This window comes from Rhizobium sp. WSM4643, assembly GCF_025152745.1.
Classification (GTDB): Bacteria; Pseudomonadota; Alphaproteobacteria; order Rhizobiales; family Rhizobiaceae; genus Rhizobium; species Rhizobium leguminosarum_I.
Map to the genome: position 1 here is coordinate 119,536 of NZ_CP104042.1, position 17,248 is coordinate 136,783.

Below are 17,248 nucleotides of genomic sequence, written 5' to 3' on the forward strand. Positions count from 1 at the left end.
GCTGATGATTTTAGGCCGGCTCGGCCTAAAATCTGAATCAGCATCTAAATCAAATAAATAGAGCATGATGTCGTCCGAAAACCGCCCATAGGCATCGTCCTCTAGTACCGCGCCAACACAGTTGTTGGCGCGGCATTCGCCTATGCGAAACCGGGATAATTGCGCCGGAATGCATCGGTTCACGTCCTGATCTGGAAGCCTTCCAGCAGCCAGGGATGCAGCGCCTTGCTGGCAGCCAGGATGTCGCTCTTTCCGACAACCTTAGCGCCGGAAAAACGGGTGACGATGCCGCCCGCCTCTTCGACCATCAGAGCCGAGGCGCCGAAATCATGGATCGCGAGCCCGTCCTCGAAGAATCCGTCCAGCCGGCCGCAGGCGACATAGGCGATCGACAGGGCCGCCGAGCCGAGGCGGCGCACACCCGCCGTATTCGCCATCAGGCGTTTGATGGCCTCGAAATAGGTCTCTTCCGCAACCGCCGTGACCTGGCCGGGGATCGGCAGCCCGGCGCCGACAAGCACGTTCTCGACGTCGCCGACATCGGCGCAGTGGATACGCTCGCCGTTCAGATAAGCGCCGCCACCGATCTCGGCGCTGAACAGCTCGTCCTGCATGGCGTCATAGACGACGCCCATGACGAGCCTGCCGCTTTCGACGATCGAGATCGTCATGCCGAAATGCGGAACGCCCCAGGCGTAATTGGTCGTGCCGTCGATCGGGTCGATGTAGATAACAGGCGTTTCGGGACCCGCCGTGCGGTTGCCGACGGCTTCCTCGCCTTGGATGGCGTAGTCCGGGAAGGCCTTCGTCATCTCGTCGACGATGATCCGCTCGACGGCGAGATCGATTTCGGTCTGATAGTCGCGCGGCGCCTTGGCGAGCATCTCCTGGGATCTGCGCCGCCGCAGGGAGCCGCGGGCAGTTTCGCCCGCCTTCAATACCGTTTCGGCAAGCACGACAAGGCGGAACGAGGCGGTCGGGGAAAGACGCGCGGAAATCGGGGAAGATGTCATGAGAAAGGTCCGGATGCTGCTGGATATGACGGAGTGAATCGCAAGGAGCCCATCCCTTCGCAGAGGCCGATGATGATTTTATGAAGCGCGCTCATGCCGAGCGGATTATCGCAGGATCGTTTCAAGCTCGGAAATGGTCGGAAACGCCTTTCTTGTTCCATGTCTTGAGACGGTGATGGCTGCGGCTGCCACTGCGTGTTCGATGGCTAGCCTGTCCAACCGCTGTCCGCGCAGCGCGCAGGATGCAAGTGCTGCGGCCATGAATGTATCGCCTGCGCCCGTTGTATCCACAACATCGCAGACCTGGGCGGGCACTTCGATGCTATCGTGCCGATTCACCAGCGTCGCGCCTTCGCCGCCCAGCGTCAGGACGATTTCGCGCAGCCCTCGGCTCAGCAGATATTCGGCAGCATCCCTGCCCGTCGTTCCCGTCAGGGCCTGCGCCTCGCCCTTGTTGAGGAAGGCGATGTCGATCAATCCCCAAAGATCGGAGAAATAGGTGCGCACCGGCGAGGGATTGAAAGCGGTGACCATGCCGATCGCTCTTGCATGCTCGAGAATGTCGCGTGTCGTCCGGTCGGACAGATTGCCCTGCAGCATTATGAAATCGCCGCTACCGGCCGCCGACAGCGTCCGCCTGACATGGGAGAGGGACAGGCTTTGCGCCGATTCCGTCGTCGTGACGATGGCATTTTCGCCGCTCGGCAGCCGGAAGATGATCGAGACATCGCTCGATGCATTTTCCATTTCGATCAGTTCGCTTTGAAGCGGTTCGTCCGCGAGGTAATGGCGAATGGTATCGGCCCTGGCATCCCTGCCGACCGGCGCCACCAGCGTTGTCGGAACGCCGCAGCGGGCCATGACGACCGCCTGGTTCGTGCCCTTGCCGCCGAGATCGCTGCCCCCGGCATTGCCCAGAATGGAGGCGCCGATGACGGGAAGTTCGGAGACGGCGATGGTTTCGTCGATGGCGACGTTACCGATTATGTAGGCGCGCATGCATCCGCTTTCGCAAGGTGGGGTTTAGAGCGGTTTAGCTTTTCATAAAATCGCAGCACCGTTCTAAGCTTTTGTTTTTACGCAATTCCCGGCAAAACCGCTTCGCGCTTTGCCTGGGAAAACCGCTGCGCGCTTTTCCTGGAATTGCTCTAGAGGTAAGGCGCATCGTGAAAATCGATCTCGAGCTGCATCGCCCGGGCGAAGATCGCGCTGAGCCGCGCTTTTTCACCCTCTTCCAGCGTTTCTCCTGCCATGTCGAGTTCATTCTTCAGCCATTGCGCCTGGGCGGCGAAATTCAGATCGATATGCAGGTCGACCCATTCCTTCAAGAGGGGATCGCTGATCGGGCGGTTAGCTGCTTCCTTCGACCAGGTCCAGTACATCCACTCGGCCGCAAACATCGCCGCGACCGTGTCGAGGAAGCCGCCCTGGCGGGCGATCTCCAACATGCCGGTGCGAAAGGCCTCGACTTCGGCGATGCCGGTATCGAAGGACGAGGGATCGATGCCGCGGCTGGCGAAGGTGCGCTCGAAATAGGTGATCTGCTCGTTGGCAAGCGCATCGAGAACCGCGATCAGCCAACGCTTCTGCGCTATCGTTCCGGCTGTCGCCGCCGCATAGGCGAAGATCGAGATGGCGCTGTCGACGAAGGCGCCTTCATAGACGAGATAACGCTCGAAAGCCTCCTTGCTCAGCCTGTCGTTCTTGACGTCCTCGACGAAGCGATGGCTGAGCATCGTGCCGAGGACGGCGTTGTTCTCGCGCAGGATGCGGTCTGAAAGGCTTTCTGCTGCCATGCTCAGCCCTCCAGTCCCGGTTCGGCCGCCGCCCGGAAGGCGCGCACCCGCTCGACGTCGACCGGGTTCCACCAGACGCCGCCGTGCTTCAACGAAGACGCAACGATGACGCCGTTGGTGCGGGCGAGAATATCGACGATATTGTCTTTGTTGACGCCGGAGCCGACGAGCAGCGGCAGGTGTGTTGCCGCACCGATCTCCTCGATTTCTTCCATCGTTGCCGAATTGCCGGTCCGCTGGCCGGTGGCGATGACGCCGTCGGCATCGAAGAAGGCGAGATCGCGCGTCAACTCCTGGATCGACCGGTCGGCGACGATGGCGTGGCTGCCATGCTTGACGTGGCTGTCGGCAAAGACCTTGATGTGCTCGGCTCTCAGTAGCGAGCGGTAGCGCATGGCTTCAGCAGCCCTGCCCTCCATGAAGCCTTCATTGGCGACATAGGCATTGGCCCATTGGTTGACGCGGATGAATTTGGCGCCACCGGCCATGGCAATGGCAAAGGCCGGGATAGGCGCGTTGGCAAGCACGTTGACGCCGAGCGGAATACCGGCCGCGCGCGCGATCCGGTCGGTGACGACGGACATGAAACCTGTCGTCTCGGGGCCGATATCCTCGGGCTTCGAGAACGGCACGTCGCCGTGATTTTCGATGATCAGCCCATGCAGGCCGCCTTCCACGCAGGCTTCTGCGTCGCGCATGCAGGCGTCGTAGATCGCATCCATCGCAGCCCCCCGGTAGCGCGGCGCGCCCGGAAAGGCCGGGCAATGGATCATGCCGATCAGAACCTTGTCCCTGCCGAAGATATCGCTGATAGCGTTGGACGGCCTGTCCGAAATTTCCTGCATGTCGTTCCCTTTCCAATTCCCGCCCGGCGCTGACATCACGCCTGCTTTTCGGTGAGCCAGCCGAGGATGTTCTTCCAGAGCTGGCCGTAGCCTTCCCATTCGCAGAAAGCGGGCGAGAGCCAGTGCGGGCCGATATCCGACGTCCAGGCCGCGGTCCGCCCGGTGCCATGCGTGCCGACGACGAGCAGCGGATAGCCGCCCTGATCCTGAGGCAGGCGCGCGATGATCTCGACATCGGCGCGCTCGCGCACTTCGACCTCGTTGACGCCGAGAAGCACCGGCCAGGTGCCTTCGAGGCCCCGCATCGTCGGATGCTCGGGCTTTACTACCTCGGCAACGGTTCCTTCGGGAATTTCGATGCGGTCGTCATAAGGCAGGCACGTGACCGGCAGCGTGTCTTCGACGGGGGTGCGCCGCCAACGCGCCTTGCCGTCGATGCCCTGGAAGGAGAAGTATCCGCCAACCATCAGCAGGCCGCCGCCCTTCTCCACCCACACCTTCAGGAGCTTCAGCCGGTTCGGCACCGTGCGCGAATGCAGCCACACATCCGGCGGCAGCAGCAGCGAGTTGGCGCCGATATCGGAGAGAATGATGGCGTCGTAGGCATCGAGCCCCGCCATATCGAAGGGGAATTTCTCCACTGCCTCATGCGCCGGCATATAGATGAGCTCGAAGGCGCTGCCGGCGAGTGCTTTCACCAGCGGTTCGGCGCCGAGATGGAAGGTGACGCTGCCGAACTGGTCGAAGCCTTTGTAGTGGGTGGCGGAGCTGACCCAGCTTTCGCCGACAAGGAGGATTTTCTTAGTCATGGTCTGCGTTTACCTGTGATCATTGATTGGGTGGAGCTAGGCTCCGGCATGAAAGACGCGGCGCGGATTGCTGCGCATCATTTCGTCGAGAACCGTCCTGTCGAGGCCGTGCCGCTGAAGACGGGGAAGGAAGTGGCGGAGGACGTAGGCGTAGCCGTTACCGCCATAATGCGTCAGCATCATCTTCAGAAACACGTCATGCGACAGAAGAATACGGTCGAGATAACCGGCCTCGACGAGACGCACGATCGCGCGCGCCGCCTCCTCGTCGCTCGGGCACTGCACCTGCTGGTCGGCATAGAAGAAATCCATGCCGATCATGTCGTATTCGATGAAGGCGCCGCGCTCTGCCAGCTCGCTCTGGTAGGCGATATCGTCATGCGACGGATTCATGTGGCAAAGCACGGTGTGGCGGAGATCCGCCCCCTCCTCGGCCACCACGTCGAGCACGCGGTGGCCGAGACGGAACCAGCCCGGCAGATGCACCATCAGCGGAAGCCCGGTCAGCACCTGTGCGCGTGCCGCACCGCGCAGCGACTTCTCCTCTTCGGCGGTGAAATCCGAGGAGACGCCGATCTCGCCGATCAGGCCGATCCTGACGCCGGTGCCGTCGACGCCTTCCCTCGCCTCGCGGAGGATCTCTAGCGCGATGTCATCGACGCTCATTGTCGCGACGCCTTCCGGATGTGAGGAGCCGAGGTAATAACCCGCCCCCATCACGATGTTGAGACCGGATGCTTTCGAGATGCGCTGGAGCGCTTGGGGATCGCGGCCGATGCCCTTGCAGGTCGGCTCCACTACCGTGCGGCCACCTTCTGTTACGAAGTCCTTGAGCTCGGAGATCGCCAGATGTTCGTCGTCGAGCGTGATATTGTGTTTGTTGACGAAGGGATCCTGCCGGAGTTCGCCGAGGATCTCCATGCAGACGAAGCTTTCGGCAAGATATTGCCGTTCCGGCGTCTTCGGCGCATGCCACCAGCAGCGGCAGTCGTTGAGGATATGCTCGTGCATCAGCGTCACGCCGAGCGCATCCGCCGAAATCGGACCGGTCACGGTCATCACCTTGCCCGACCGGACATGCGCTTCGGACAGGTTCTCTCCATTCTGTTCGCTCATCGCTTCATCCTTTCCTGCTCAGCCGGAAATGGAAATTGGCCGTGAAGATGCGCGTGTTCAGCCAGATGGCGACGAGGATGATGGCGCCGGTGACGATCTGGGTGAAGAACGGCGATATGTGCATCAGGATCAGGCCGTTGCCGATGACGGCGATGGTCAGCGTGCCGAGCACGGTGCCCAGGATGGTGCCGCGTCCGCCCATCAGCGACGTTCCGCCGAGCACGACGGCAGCGATTACCTGCAGTTCGAAGCCGACGGCGGCATTGGACGAGCCGGAGCCGAGACGAGCGGCGATCAGCAGGCCGGCGACGGCGCAGGCGATGCCGGAGATGATATAGACCGAGGCGATGATCCATTTGGCCGGCATGCCGACACGCCGCGCGGCTTCCGCATTGGAGCCGACCGCCACGACCTGCCGGCCATATTTGGTCGCGGTGATGACGACGTAGCCGAGAATGGCGATGGCGATGGCGATGACCGCCGGGATCGGGAAGCTCAGAATTTCGCCCCGGCCGAGCGCGAAGAAGCCCGGCGCATCCTTGATCGGAATGGAATAGCCCTGGGTCAGATAGAGCGCCAGACCGCGCAGGATCGAGAGGCCGGCAAGCGTGACGATGAAGGCCGGGATGCCCTGATAGGCGGTGAACCAGCCCTGGACCAGCCCCATGAAGCCGCCGAGCACGATCATGCCGATGACGACCGACGGCCAGGGAATACCCATCGCCATGACGATCGCCGCGACTGCATTGACGAGGGCGACCTGCGAGCCGACCGACAGATCGATGCCGCCGGTGATGATGACGAAGGTCATGGCGATGGCGACAATCAGGATGGGGGCTGCCTGGCGCACGATGTTCAGGATGTTGCCGAGCGTGAAGAAGGTTTCGCTGCCGATCGAGAAGAAGATCATGCAGGCCAGGAAGAAGATGGCGATCGACAGGACCTGTGCGTGTTCACCGAAGAAATCGGCGACGCGCGAGCCGTGGCCGCGTTCCGTATAAGCTGTCATTGTCTGGCTCCTTCACCGACGATCAGCCTGACGAGATCCTCGAGGTTGGTGCTGCCGATCTGCCGTTCGGCCACCTTCGTGCCCTCATACATCACCGCGATACGGTCGCAGACCCGGAAGAGGTCCTGCAGCCGGTGGGTGATGAGGATCACCGAGACCCCGTTTGCCTTGACGCGGTTGATCAGGGCGAGAACCGCCTCAACCTCGGCCACGGCAAGTGCCGAGGTCGGCTCATCCATGATCAGCACCTTCGGTTTGAAGGAGGCGGCGCGTGCAATGGCGATCGCCTGGCGCTGCCCGCCGGAGAGCTGGGCGACCTTGCCGGTCGGCCTCGGGATGCGGATCTCGAGCGAATCCAGCATCTTGCGGGCCTCGGACAGCATCGTCCTGGTGTCGAGAAACGGCCCGCGGCTGAGTTCGCGGCCGAGGAAGAGATTGCCGACGACATCGATATGATCGCAGAGGCTGAGATCCTGGAACACCATTTCGATGTTACGCCCACGCGCATCCGCGGGGCCGGAGAAGCGAACCTCTTCGCCCTCCATGGTGATCGTGCCGGCATCCGGAATGTAGGTTCCCGAGATGATTTTCGTCAGCGTCGATTTGCCGGCGGCGTTATCGCCGACGAGCCCCAGGCATTCGCCAGGGAAGATGTCGAGATCGACGCCGCGCAGGGCCTGGTGAGAGCCGAACGACTTGCGGATGCCGCGCAGCGAGATGCGCGGGTCGGATCGGGTGCCGCCGGATGTTCCGCTTCCGGAGGATGCGACCCCTCCGGAACCGGCGGCAGCGATGTCACGCTGTCCGCTTGCGATCATTTGAAGACGGCCCGGTACGGCTCGACATTCTCCTTGGTCACGATGGTGATCGGTACCGAGATCGTCTTGGTGACGGCCTCGCCGGCCGAAGCCTTGACGAGCGCGTCGACGGCGGCACCGCCCATTGCGGCCGGATCCTGCTGGACGACGGCGACGACGAAGCCGGCATCGATGCCGGCAATGGCTTCGGCCGTTAGATCCCAACCGAACACCTTGATTTTATCCTGCTTGCCCTGGCTCTGGACAGCGGCGATCGCCCCCATCAAGGCCGGCTCGCCGGTGGCGTAGATCGCGGTCAGATCAGGATTGGCGGTGATCAGGTTTTCAGCCGCCGCAAGAGCGTTGTCCTGGATGTTCTGCCCGTCGACGACGCCGGCCATTTCAATGCCGTCGACGCCTTTCAAGGTCTTCTCGAAGCCGTCCTGGCGGATGTTCTGGATGAACGAGTTCAGCGCGCCGACAACGCCGAGCTTGGCCTTGCCGCCCATGTTCGCCTTGACGTAGTCGAGGAAGTATTTGCCCATGTCGGCGCCGGCCGCGGCATTGTCCACGCCGATCTGCGCCTTCTGCGGGCCATCAGGCAGGATGGCGTCGATGGCGACGACCGGAATGCCGGCATCGGCCGCCTGCTTGACCGCCGGCATGATGCCGTTGACGTCGATCGCCACGACGGCAAGGCCGGAGACCTTTTCCTGGACGTAGGTTTCGATCGCGCTGTTTTGCGCGGTCGTCTCATTGTTGGCGTTGAAGATCACCAGCTTGACGCCGGCGGCATCGGCCGCCTTCTGGGCGCCCTCATTCATCTGATTGAAGAAAAGCGCCTGCTGGTTGATCTGCACCAGCGCGATGGTCTTCTTTTCCTGTGCCGCAGCGCTGGCCAGGCCGATGAAGGTCAATGCCGTGAAGCCGGCGGCTGCGATCATCGTTCGTCTTGTCAAATTCACTGTCATGTTCTCATCCTCTTTTGGTTTTTTGACGTTGCTGATTGTTATTTCGCAGGCGGCGCAACGGAGTTCCGCACCACGATTTCGACAGGCAGGAGTTCCTCCGAAGCGGATGGTTTCCACTCGTGCCAATTGGTTTCCAGAAGCAGCTCCAGCGACCGCCGGCCGATCTGGCGCACCGGCTGGCGGATGGCCGTCAGCGGCGGTGCAAAAAGATGAAGCGGACCGACGTCGTCGAAGCCGATGACCGAGATGTCATCAGGAATCGAGATGCCTCGGCTTCTGAAGACCTCGACCAGCCCGATGGCGATCTCGTCGGAGCTAGCGAAGATCGCCGTCGCCTTTTGGTCTCCGGAGAGATAGTCGAGTGCCGCCGCGCGGCCGTATTCGATCGTGTATTCGCCGGCATAACGATCCGCCCTGGCTTCGTCGCCATACCGTTCTCTGAGCGCCTTCAGCAGGCCGTCATAACGCCTGCGGGCGCTGATCATGCGCTCGTCGCCGCCGATGAAGAGGACACGGCGATGGCCTTGCTCGGCCAGATGTTGGCCGGCGAGATAACCGCCCTGCTCATTGTCGCAGAACAGCTTCGGCGCCTTCGAATCGGGAATGTCTTCGTCGACGATGATGACCTTGCCGCTGCCGTTGATCAGCGCGGCAAGCGCGCCGTCGTCTGGGTGGTTGGTGACGAAGATCAAGCCGTCGACGTGATTGCGCTCGATCAGCTGCAGATATTCGATCTCGCGTCCCGGCCGATTGAGCGTGGCGTGCAACGAGACCGCCAGCTTCTTTTCATCGGCCGCCTGCTCGACGGCGGCGACGAGGGTCGCGAAGAAGGGATTGGCGATATCGGGCACGACGAGGCCGATCGTGTCCGAGCGCCCCCTGCTTAAGCGACGCGCATGCGGGTTCGGCCGGTAGTTCAGCGTCTTGATCGCATCCTCGATACGCTTCTTGGTCTGAAAAGGAAGGTCGAGGCTTCCGTTGACGAAACGCGACACGGTCGTGACCGACACGCCCGCAGCCGCCGCAACATCCTTCAAGCTTGGTGTCGTTCCCTTGGCCATTGACTGGACCTGTTGTAAAGCGGTTTAGTAAAGCGCTTTACAAGATATCGATTGCTCGCCGTTGTCAACATCGATGAATGTGCAGGATCTGTTTTTCTTGCGAGCCGATCGAAGCTCGACCGGCAGGCCGCCAGCCGATCCTCGGCTCGAGCGCAGCCAGTCGCCGGTGATGGCTTCGAGATCTGGCTCGACGGCGTCACCGGGTTCGATTTATGACATTGCCAAGCCGGCGCGCTGGTGCCGTTAGATGACGTGGTCCGTCGACGCGTCGAAGAGATGGATCTGGTGCGGATCGACCGAAAGTCCGATCATCTCTCCCGCTTTGACCCTGTCGCGGCGCGTCTCGACGATCGTCACTTCCGGCTGGGTCTCCGCGACGATGAAAGTCGACGAGCCGGTCGATTCGACGAAGGCGATCGGCACGTCGAAGCTGCCATGCCCGGGCTCGACGACGCCGATATGTTCCGGCCGGATGCCGGCGATGAGCTTACGCCCAGGCTCGATGGTGCGGTTGATCGCAAGCGTCTGCTTCACCGCGCCGAAATCCAGGATCAGGCTCTTGCTGTCTTCCGCGGCAATCGCGGGAATGAAATTCATCGCTGGCGAACCGATGAAACCGGCGACGAACCGGTTCGCCGGCCGGTCATAGAGATCAAGCGGCGCGCCCTGCTGTTCGATGATGCCGTCGCGCATCACCACCACATGGTCGGCCATCGTCATCGCTTCGATCTGGTCATGGGTAACATACACCGAGGTGGCGCCCAGCCGGTCGTGCAGGGCGCGGATTTCCTTGCGCATCGAGACGCGTAGCGCTGCATCAAGATTGGAAAGCGGCTCGTCGAACAGGAAGGCCTGGGGGTTGCGGATAATGGCGCGGCCCATGGCTACACGCTGCCGTTGGCCTCCCGAAAGCTGGCGCGGATAACGGTCTAGCAGCCGTGAAAGACCGGTGATGACAGCGACTTCCTCGGCTTTCCGCTTTGCCTCAGCCTTGGGGACGCCGTGCATTTTCAGCGAATAGGTCAGGTTCTGTTCCACCGTCATATGCGGATACAGCGCGTAACTCTGAAAAACCATGGCGATATTGCGCTCCCGCGGCGGGACGTCGTTCATCACCTCGCCGGCAATCTTCAGCGTGCCGCCGGTAATTTTTTCCAGCCCGGCAAGCGAGCGGAGCAACGTGGACTTGCCGCATCCGGACGGGCCGACCAGCGCGACGAACGTGCCCTTGGGAATTGAAAGGTTGACATTCTTCAGCGCATGAAAAGCGCCGTAGTGTTTCTCGATGCCCGAGAGTTCGATCTGAATGTCCTGGCTCATGCCGAAAACCTTGCTGGTCCCCAAGCGGGGCCGATGAGATGGCCAAGGGTGAAAAACGTTGTCATTTGACTGCTCCGGCGGCGATGCCGCGCGTTAACGTGCGCTGGAAGATCAAGAAGAAGATCACGGTCGGTATTATACCCAGGAAAGCCGCCGAGGCCTGCAGCACCGGGTCCGACATATTCTGACCGCGGGTAAGGCCCATGGCGACCGAGACCGTCTGGTTGTTGTTGGACACCAGCATGACGAGCGGGATCAAGAATTCGTTCCAAGTCCAGATGAAAAAGAAGGTTCCGAGGACCATGAGTGTTGGCCGCAGTACTGGGACGATGACGAACCACAGCGTTTTCCAGTGGGTCGAACCATCCATCTCGGCCGCTTCGAGGATTTCCTTGGGAAAGGTACTCAGCACGGTCGAGAGCAGGTAAGTCCCGAACGCGCTTTGCAGGACCGCGAAAATAATGATCACGGAAAGCTGCGTATCGTAGAGACCGCTCGCTTTCGCCATGTAGTAAAGTGGGTAGATGATCGATTCCTGCGGCACCATAATGCCCAGAAGAAAGACCACCAAAATCACGCGCGAACCCGGCACCTTGCCGACCCCAATCGCATAGGCGTTGAACAGGCTTATCAGTACCCCTAACACCGACACGGCGAGACTGATCACCACGCTGTTGAGCAGCTTGCGGCTGAAATCAGACACGGTCCAGAATTTCTCGATCGCCGTGAGATCGATCGACCGGGGAATCGAAAGCGGTCCGCCGACCGCGTATTCGGCACTCGCCTTGACGGCGTTGAGCAGAGCAAGGAAAAAGGGAAACAGCGTAAAGGCGAGGAGTAGAATAAGGATGGCCAGCACCACCCACCGCATGGGATCGCGTCGCGCGCGATCGGCTGCCACCGTCGCCTTTGCCTTGGTCGTACCATCGCTGAGAACTGAGTAAGCCATGATCTACTCCTTCGACTCCTGCTGGCTCTGGAAGCGTAGGAAAATGACAGCCAAAGCGATCGTCAGAGTCGTTTGCACGACCGCGATGGCTGCGGCATAGCCGACGCGCTGTGTTGTGAAGAAGTGGTAGTAAGTCAGATAGGATGGCACGAGGGTGGCGTTATCGGGGCCGCCGGCGGTGATGACAAAGATTGGCGCAAAGACTTTAAGCGCTGCGATCAGCGTGGTCAGCACAACGACGAAAATCTCCGGCGCCAGAAGTGGAATGGTGATCGTCACCAGCCGGCTCCACCAGTTTGCCCCATCGAGCTCGGCAGCCTCGTAGAGCGAAGGGTCGATGCGCGAAAGACCGGCCATGAAAACCACCAGACAGTAACCGACCTGTATCCAGACAATGACCAGTGAGACGGCAGCGAGCGCGTATGTCGCATCGCCGATCCAGTTCTGTGCGAGATTATCAAGGCCAATGGCCTTTAGCGTGATGTTGATGACACCGACGGGATTGAGAATCCAACCCCAGAGGACGCCCGCGACCGTTACGGGCAGAATCTGCGGTAAGTAAAAGCCGGCTCTGAAAAAGCTCGAGACCCATTCACCGAATTGGTCCCTGACATAGTCGAACAGCAGAGCGGCCAGGACCAGGCCGATGCACACCGGTATCACGGTCATCGAAACGATGAACAGCAGCGTGTGATACATCGATCCCCAAAATTGATCATCCGTCAGCAGGCGATGATAGTTCTGCAGGCCGACCGGTCGTGGCGTGCCGACGCCTTTCCATGCCGTGAAGCTCAGCCCGAGATTCGCAAGCTGCGGTATGAGTACGATCAGAATGAAGCCGATCGTCCCCGGAATGAGATAGAGGCTATAGCTTCGTGAACCGTCGCTCGATCGCTGGCTGGATATGGCCATATCATTCTTCCTTCAGCCTCGCCCGCTGGGCCGCGCCTTCGGCGCAGCCCAGCGTTCAAGGTCGCGCTACTGATTTTCCTGCGTGTCGTCGTAAACCTGCTTGATCTGTTCGACGAACTGCTCCGCAGTAAGACTGCCCTGGAAGAGACCGGTGTCCTTCTGGTTGAGCACGTCGTAGTAGCCGGGAACCGGCCAGTCAGGATAGAAACCGAGGCCGTTTTTGTCAGAGATCTGCTTGAAAACCGCTGCGGCGTTCTTACCGATGGGGTTGGTGATGACGGAAAGATCAGCGGCGATCGGCACGCCGCCGGCATTGCCGAGTTCAGCTTGGTATTTCGGCGACAAGGTCAGGCTGATCCACTCGGCGGCGAGATCGGGATTCTTGCTACCCTTGGGAACGACCCAGAGATTGCCTGTCGAGCCAACCGAATATTTCGGCGTCGGAATGACGAACTGACCCCACTCGAAGTCCTTGATGGTCGAGGCGAAGGTGCCGAGATTCCAAGTGCCCGAGACGTACATCGGCGCCTTGCCGGAGGTGAAGAGCAGAGCCGCGTCCGGGTCCTTCATGCCCGTGGAGTCCTTGTTGATGTAGCCCTTTTTGACCCAGTCGAGCAATGTTTGCGCCGCATAGAGGTAGGGCGCGCCGTCGAGGGGAGCCTTCAAGCCCTGATAATTCTGGACCCAGGCGTCATCGGCCTTGGTATAGGCTAGAGAGGCTAGCAAGTGCTGGCCACTGGTGTCGATCGCCCCGAGCGCGAGAGGCGTGAGACCCTTCTGCTTGAAGGCTTCCATGTCAGCGACCCACTCTTCGAGCGTCGTCGGCGGCTTGAGGCCTGCCTTTTCGAACATGTCAATATTGTAGAAGCACGAGACATATTCGCCGAAGACCGAAACGCCCCAAACAGGGCCGGAACCATAGATGCCCTTTTCGTCATAACGGCTAAGGACAAAATCGCCTTCGTTAAGGATCTTGTCCCAGCCTTCCTTCTTCACATAGTCATCCAGGTTGGTGAGCAATCCCTGGCTTGCAACCAAGCCAGCGGTCGCATTGCCCTTGTTGTACTCGAGCACGTCGGGGGCCTGATCGGAATTGAGGATCATGCCGCCTGAGGCCTGCAACTGCTGAAAGGTCTTCTGCTCGAAGCTGACGTTGATGTCTGGATGTTTCGTCTTGAACTCCTCGAGCGCTTTCTTCCAGACAATGCCCTGGGCCGTGGTCGGCTCCTCGAACCACCAGATCTTGAAGGTCTTCTGTTCGGCATGGCCGACCGATGTCATCAGCATCGCCGTGCCGAGTGCCAGCGCAAGTCTTGCAATTCTTTTCATGCTTTCCTCCCAAAAAAGCGGCTGCGCCGCGAAAAAACCAAGTTAGTCAGGCGTGGCGCCGCCGGGCCTCCCAGCCCGATGGCCCTAGCTTAGGCGGTCGATCAGGGATCAACAACGAAATCTCCGCCCCGGCACTTCTTCAGATAGTTGAGCCCGTGAACCTGACCAGTCATTTCAAGCGCGTCGCGATAGACCGGGTCGTGCCAGCCTTCGATGTCGATCGAGCCAGACCAGCCGGCAAGGCGCAGTTCTGAAATAATGTCGGTCCAGTTGCTGTCGCCGAAGCCCGGCGTGCGCATGAAGACGAACTTCTCCTTGCCGAAGATGCCGTGTTCCTTGATGACCTCCCAGCGGATGGTCGCATCCTTGCCGTGGACGTGGAAGAATTTGTGCGCCCATTTGCGGATCTGCGGCAAAGGATCGATCAGATAGACCATCTGATGGCACGGCTCCCATTCCAGACCAATATTATCATCCGGGGTCTCGTTGAACATCAGCTCCCAGGCATCTGGATTGTGGGCGATGTTCCAGTCGCCGCTTGCCCAATTGCCGTCCATGGCGCAATTCTCGAAGGCGATCTTGATGCCCTTGTCGGCCGCCCGCTTGGCAAGCTCGCTCCAGACCTGCTTGTAGCGAGGCAGGCTGTCGGTCAGCGGCTTGCCGCGGATGCGGCCGGTGAAGCCGGCAACGCAGGTGGCGCCGAAGTGATGGGCATTGTCGATGCAGTGCTTCCAGCCCTCCAGCGTTTCGAGGTCGATTGCGGTTTCTTCCAACGGGTTGCCGAACATGCCGAGCGTCGAGATGGTGATGTCGCGGTCGCCGATCGCATCGAGGCAGCGCTTGCCGAGCTCGGCAAGGTCCTGGCCCTTGGTCGTTTGCCAGAAGAAGGGCTCGAAGCTTTCGAAGCCCATATCGGCGATCTCGCCGATGCTGGTAGCGGCATCGCCCTTGTTGCCGCTGACCATGGTGCCGATGCGAATGGATTTTGCAGGGTTGCTCACGTCACTTGATCCTATGCTGAAATTTCGACGCGCCTGCCCGTCTTGGCGCTTTCGATCGCGCCGAAGACCATGGCAAGGCTTCTGATATTGTCGGAATTGACCGTCTCGGGCCGTCTGCCGGTACCGATCGCCGCGATGAAGTCGGCGATGACGCTGGCGTGGCCATGGGTCTCCTCGTCATGTTCCGGACCGGGAACGTTTACGGCTGCAGAGCCGCGTAGAAGACCGGGCTCTTCGCCGGCGACAGTCGCCTTGAAACTCTCCTCGCCATCCCAGGTGAGCATTCCCTTCGAGCCGACGAGACGCCACTGGCTTTCCCAGCTGGTGCGCTCGCCCTCGGCGCACCAGGAGCCGCGGTAGGTGAAGACGATGTCGTCGGAAAATTCGAAGATGGCGTTGGCTGCGGCGCCGTGCCGGTACCACGAACCCTTCGGATTGCGCTCGACGCAATAGACGGCGAGCGGCTTCCTGTCGGCGACGTAGCGCGCCGCATCGAAGGTGTGAATCGCCATGTCGAGAAGCAGGACGTTGTCCATCTCTTCGCGGAAGCCGCCGAAGTGCGGCGCCAGGAAGAAGTCGCAATGGATGCCGGTGAGTTCGCCGATCGCGCCGCTATCGACAAAGCGGCGCAGGCGCCTGACGCCTGATATGAAGCGACGGTTCTGGATGACGGCGTGGATGCGGCCGGTCTCGGCGGCAAGATCGATCAGTGCGGCGCCCTCGGCAAGCGAGGCCGCCATCGGCTTTTCGCTGAGCACATGGCAGCCGGCCTTGAGGGCGGCCGAAACGACGTCGTAGCGCGCAGCCGGAATGACGATATCGAAGACCAGGTCGGCCTTCGTGGCCGCGATCACGTCGGACAGGTCCGAACCGATGACGGCGCCTTCAAGGCTGAACTCCCCGGCAAGCTTTTCCGCCGTCTCCCGGTTCAGGTCGACGAGGCCGACAATGGTGATGGAGTCGGCCAGCAGAGGGTTGGAAGCGATGGCTCGCAACCAACCTTTGGACATAGCTCCGCACCCGCACAGAATGGCACTGAATTTCACGATTTCCTCCAGGGGAATGGTGTCAACTCTCCTCGTGACACGCACTCCGTAAACGTTTACGACTGTATGCGGAAACATTTTGCGGTGTCAATAGACGCCAACTGGGAAATTACGGGCCCCCGATCCGGACGGATCTGAATTAAAGAAAGGGAGCAAGATGTCGTCCGAAAACCGCGCACACTTTTCGGCATCATGCTCCGGGGAAAATCGTCAGCGATGAAGGGGATTCGCCAGCTTGCCGAACACTTGAATATCTCGATCGGCACGGTCTCCCGCGCGCTGAACGGCAAGCCTGATGTCAATCAGGAAACCCGCCGGCGGGTGCTGGCGGCGGCCGAGGAACTCGGCTACGTCGCCAACCAGTCTGGGCGGAGCCTGAGGCAGGGGGAGACAAAGGTCATCGGGTTGATGATCGAATCCAGCAAGGAGACGGTCGAGAATGCCGACAACTTCTTCCTCGGCGTCACCAGCGGCCTGCAGAGCGTCTTTGCTCGTCACAAGCTCGACCTCATCATGTTGCCCTGCCCGAGCGATGAGGATCCGCACGAATATCTGAAGCGGATGGTGGCGCGGCGCATCGTCGACGCGATGATCATCTCGGACACGCAGCGCGTCGACCGACGCATCGACTTTCTGTCGCGGGCGAAGATCCCCTTCGTCGCGCTCGGCCGCAGCCTTTCGGCCAGCAATTTTCCTTGGATCGATCTCGATTTCGAGGGCGTGGCCGACCATGCTGTCGAGCGGCTGATCACGCTGGGACATCGCCGGATCGCAATCACCGCGCCATCGAGCGAGGCCAACCTCGGCTATCTCTTTATCGACAGCTATCGCCGGGCGCTCGAGCGGCACGATATTGCCTTCGACCCCTCACTCGTCATCCGCGTCAGGTCGAGCGAACAGGGCGGCTATCAGGCGGCCCATGAGCTGCTGCTGCTCGAAGAGCGGCCGACGGCGGTGATCCTGATCTACGAGCTGATGGCGATCGGCCTTTACCGCCGCCTGATGGAATCGGGCGTCATGCCCGGCCGCGACCTTGCGGTGATCGGCTTCCGCGACGCTCCGCGCGCACGGTTCCTGCAGCCGTCGCTGAGCTGCTTCCGCATCTCGCTCTACGATCTCGGTGTTGCGCTCGGCCAGATGCTTCTCGCCAACATGCCTGCCTATCGAGATTTCTATCCGGGAGGCGAGCGCAACATCATCTGGCCGCTCGAACTGATGCCGGGCGAAAGCGATGCGTTTCGGGTTGGGGTCATGGCCTGAGCACTATCGGCTTG

General features: G+C 60.8%; 18 protein-coding genes. 2 read left to right on the forward strand and 16 right to left on the reverse strand.

Annotation, left to right across the window (positions count from 1 at the left end; genetic code table 11):
* Positions 1 to 179: 179 nt before the first annotated feature.
* The 10 genes from N1937_RS27450 to N1937_RS27495 form a co-directional block, all read right to left on the reverse strand.
* The gene (locus N1937_RS27450) at positions 180 to 1,013 is read right to left on the reverse strand and encodes an inositol monophosphatase family protein (protein WP_260060135.1); all 834 of its coding nucleotides are present in this window, start codon (positions 1,011 to 1,013) and stop codon (positions 180 to 182) included.
* Between the two features lie 105 nt (positions 1,014 to 1,118).
* Entirely contained in the window at positions 1,119 to 2,012 is an 894-nt protein-coding gene (locus N1937_RS27455; protein WP_170256901.1) for a ribokinase, read from the reverse strand.
* A gap of 149 nt (positions 2,013 to 2,161) precedes the next feature.
* Positions 2,162 to 2,809 (reverse strand): TenA family protein, encoded by a 648-nt coding sequence (locus N1937_RS27460; RefSeq protein WP_260060137.1) that lies wholly within the window; start codon positions 2,807 to 2,809, stop codon positions 2,162 to 2,164.
* Between the two features lie 2 nt (positions 2,810 to 2,811).
* Positions 2,812 to 3,654, reverse strand: coding sequence for a BtpA/SgcQ family protein (locus N1937_RS27465; RefSeq protein ID WP_260060139.1), 843 nt, complete (start codon positions 3,652 to 3,654; stop codon positions 2,812 to 2,814).
* A 35-nt stretch (positions 3,655 to 3,689) separates the two neighbouring features.
* Positions 3,690 to 4,463, reverse strand: coding sequence for a glutamine amidotransferase (locus N1937_RS27470; protein ID WP_260060140.1), 774 nt, complete (start codon positions 4,461 to 4,463; stop codon positions 3,690 to 3,692).
* Between the two features lie 36 nt (positions 4,464 to 4,499).
* Positions 4,500 to 5,579, reverse strand: a complete 1,080-nt coding sequence (locus N1937_RS27475) for a phosphotriesterase family protein (RefSeq protein ID WP_260060141.1) — start codon at positions 5,577 to 5,579, stop codon at positions 4,500 to 4,502.
* A gap of 4 nt (positions 5,580 to 5,583) precedes the next feature.
* Positions 5,584 to 6,588, reverse strand: coding sequence for an ABC transporter permease (locus N1937_RS27480; protein ID WP_260060142.1), 1,005 nt, complete (start codon positions 6,586 to 6,588; stop codon positions 5,584 to 5,586).
* Complete coding sequence (locus tag N1937_RS27485) at positions 6,585 to 7,406, reverse strand: ATP-binding cassette domain-containing protein (RefSeq protein ID WP_260060143.1); 822 nt, start codon at positions 7,404 to 7,406, stop codon at positions 6,585 to 6,587. The genes N1937_RS27480 and N1937_RS27485 overlap by 4 nt, the downstream gene beginning before the upstream one ends.
* A complete protein-coding gene (locus N1937_RS27490) occupies positions 7,403 to 8,356 on the reverse strand; it encodes an ABC transporter substrate-binding protein (protein ID WP_260060144.1) in 954 nt (317 codons plus the stop codon). The genes N1937_RS27485 and N1937_RS27490 overlap by 4 nt, the downstream gene beginning before the upstream one ends.
* A 38-nt stretch (positions 8,357 to 8,394) precedes the next feature.
* Positions 8,395 to 9,417, reverse strand: coding sequence for a LacI family DNA-binding transcriptional regulator (locus N1937_RS27495; RefSeq protein ID WP_170260238.1), 1,023 nt, complete (start codon positions 9,415 to 9,417; stop codon positions 8,395 to 8,397).
* 51 nt (positions 9,418 to 9,468) lie between these two features.
* On the opposite strand from N1937_RS27495, the gene N1937_RS27500 reads away from it, so the two are divergent.
* Positions 9,469 to 9,633, forward strand: a complete 165-nt coding sequence (locus tag N1937_RS27500) for a hypothetical protein (protein WP_260060146.1) — start codon at positions 9,469 to 9,471, stop codon at positions 9,631 to 9,633.
* A gap of 27 nt (positions 9,634 to 9,660) precedes the next feature.
* Here the strand turns inward: N1937_RS27500 and N1937_RS27505 are convergent, their stop codons facing one another.
* The 6 genes from N1937_RS27505 to N1937_RS27530 all read right to left on the reverse strand — a co-directional run bounded on the left by N1937_RS27505 (position 9,661) and on the right by N1937_RS27530 (position 15,974).
* Positions 9,661 to 10,737, reverse strand: a complete 1,077-nt coding sequence (locus N1937_RS27505) for an ABC transporter ATP-binding protein (RefSeq protein WP_260060147.1) — start codon at positions 10,735 to 10,737, stop codon at positions 9,661 to 9,663.
* A 61-nt stretch (positions 10,738 to 10,798) separates the two neighbouring features.
* A complete protein-coding gene (locus N1937_RS27510; protein WP_017969209.1) occupies positions 10,799 to 11,686 on the reverse strand; it encodes a carbohydrate ABC transporter permease in 888 nt (295 codons plus the stop codon).
* A gap of 3 nt (positions 11,687 to 11,689) precedes the next feature.
* Positions 11,690 to 12,598, reverse strand: coding sequence for a carbohydrate ABC transporter permease (locus tag N1937_RS27515; RefSeq protein WP_162116685.1), 909 nt, complete (start codon positions 12,596 to 12,598; stop codon positions 11,690 to 11,692).
* A 66-nt stretch (positions 12,599 to 12,664) separates the two neighbouring features.
* On the reverse strand, positions 12,665 to 13,927 hold the full coding sequence (locus N1937_RS27520; protein ID WP_260060149.1) for an ABC transporter substrate-binding protein: 1,263 nt from the start codon (positions 13,925 to 13,927) through the stop codon (positions 12,665 to 12,667).
* A 101-nt stretch (positions 13,928 to 14,028) separates the two neighbouring features.
* On the reverse strand, positions 14,029 to 14,928 hold the full coding sequence (locus N1937_RS27525; RefSeq protein ID WP_260060150.1) for a sugar phosphate isomerase/epimerase family protein: 900 nt from the start codon (positions 14,926 to 14,928) through the stop codon (positions 14,029 to 14,031).
* An 11-nt stretch (positions 14,929 to 14,939) separates the two neighbouring features.
* Positions 14,940 to 15,974, reverse strand: coding sequence for a Gfo/Idh/MocA family protein (locus N1937_RS27530; RefSeq protein WP_260060151.1), 1,035 nt, complete (start codon positions 15,972 to 15,974; stop codon positions 14,940 to 14,942).
* Between the two features lie 216 nt (positions 15,975 to 16,190).
* Here N1937_RS27530 and N1937_RS27535 point away from each other — a divergent pair, with 216 nt between their 5' ends.
* Positions 16,191 to 17,234: a substrate-binding domain-containing protein gene (locus tag N1937_RS27535; protein ID WP_260060152.1), complete on the forward strand. Its 1,044-nt coding sequence runs from the start codon at positions 16,191 to 16,193 to the stop codon at positions 17,232 to 17,234.
* The last annotated feature ends 14 nt before the right edge of the window (positions 17,235 to 17,248 follow it).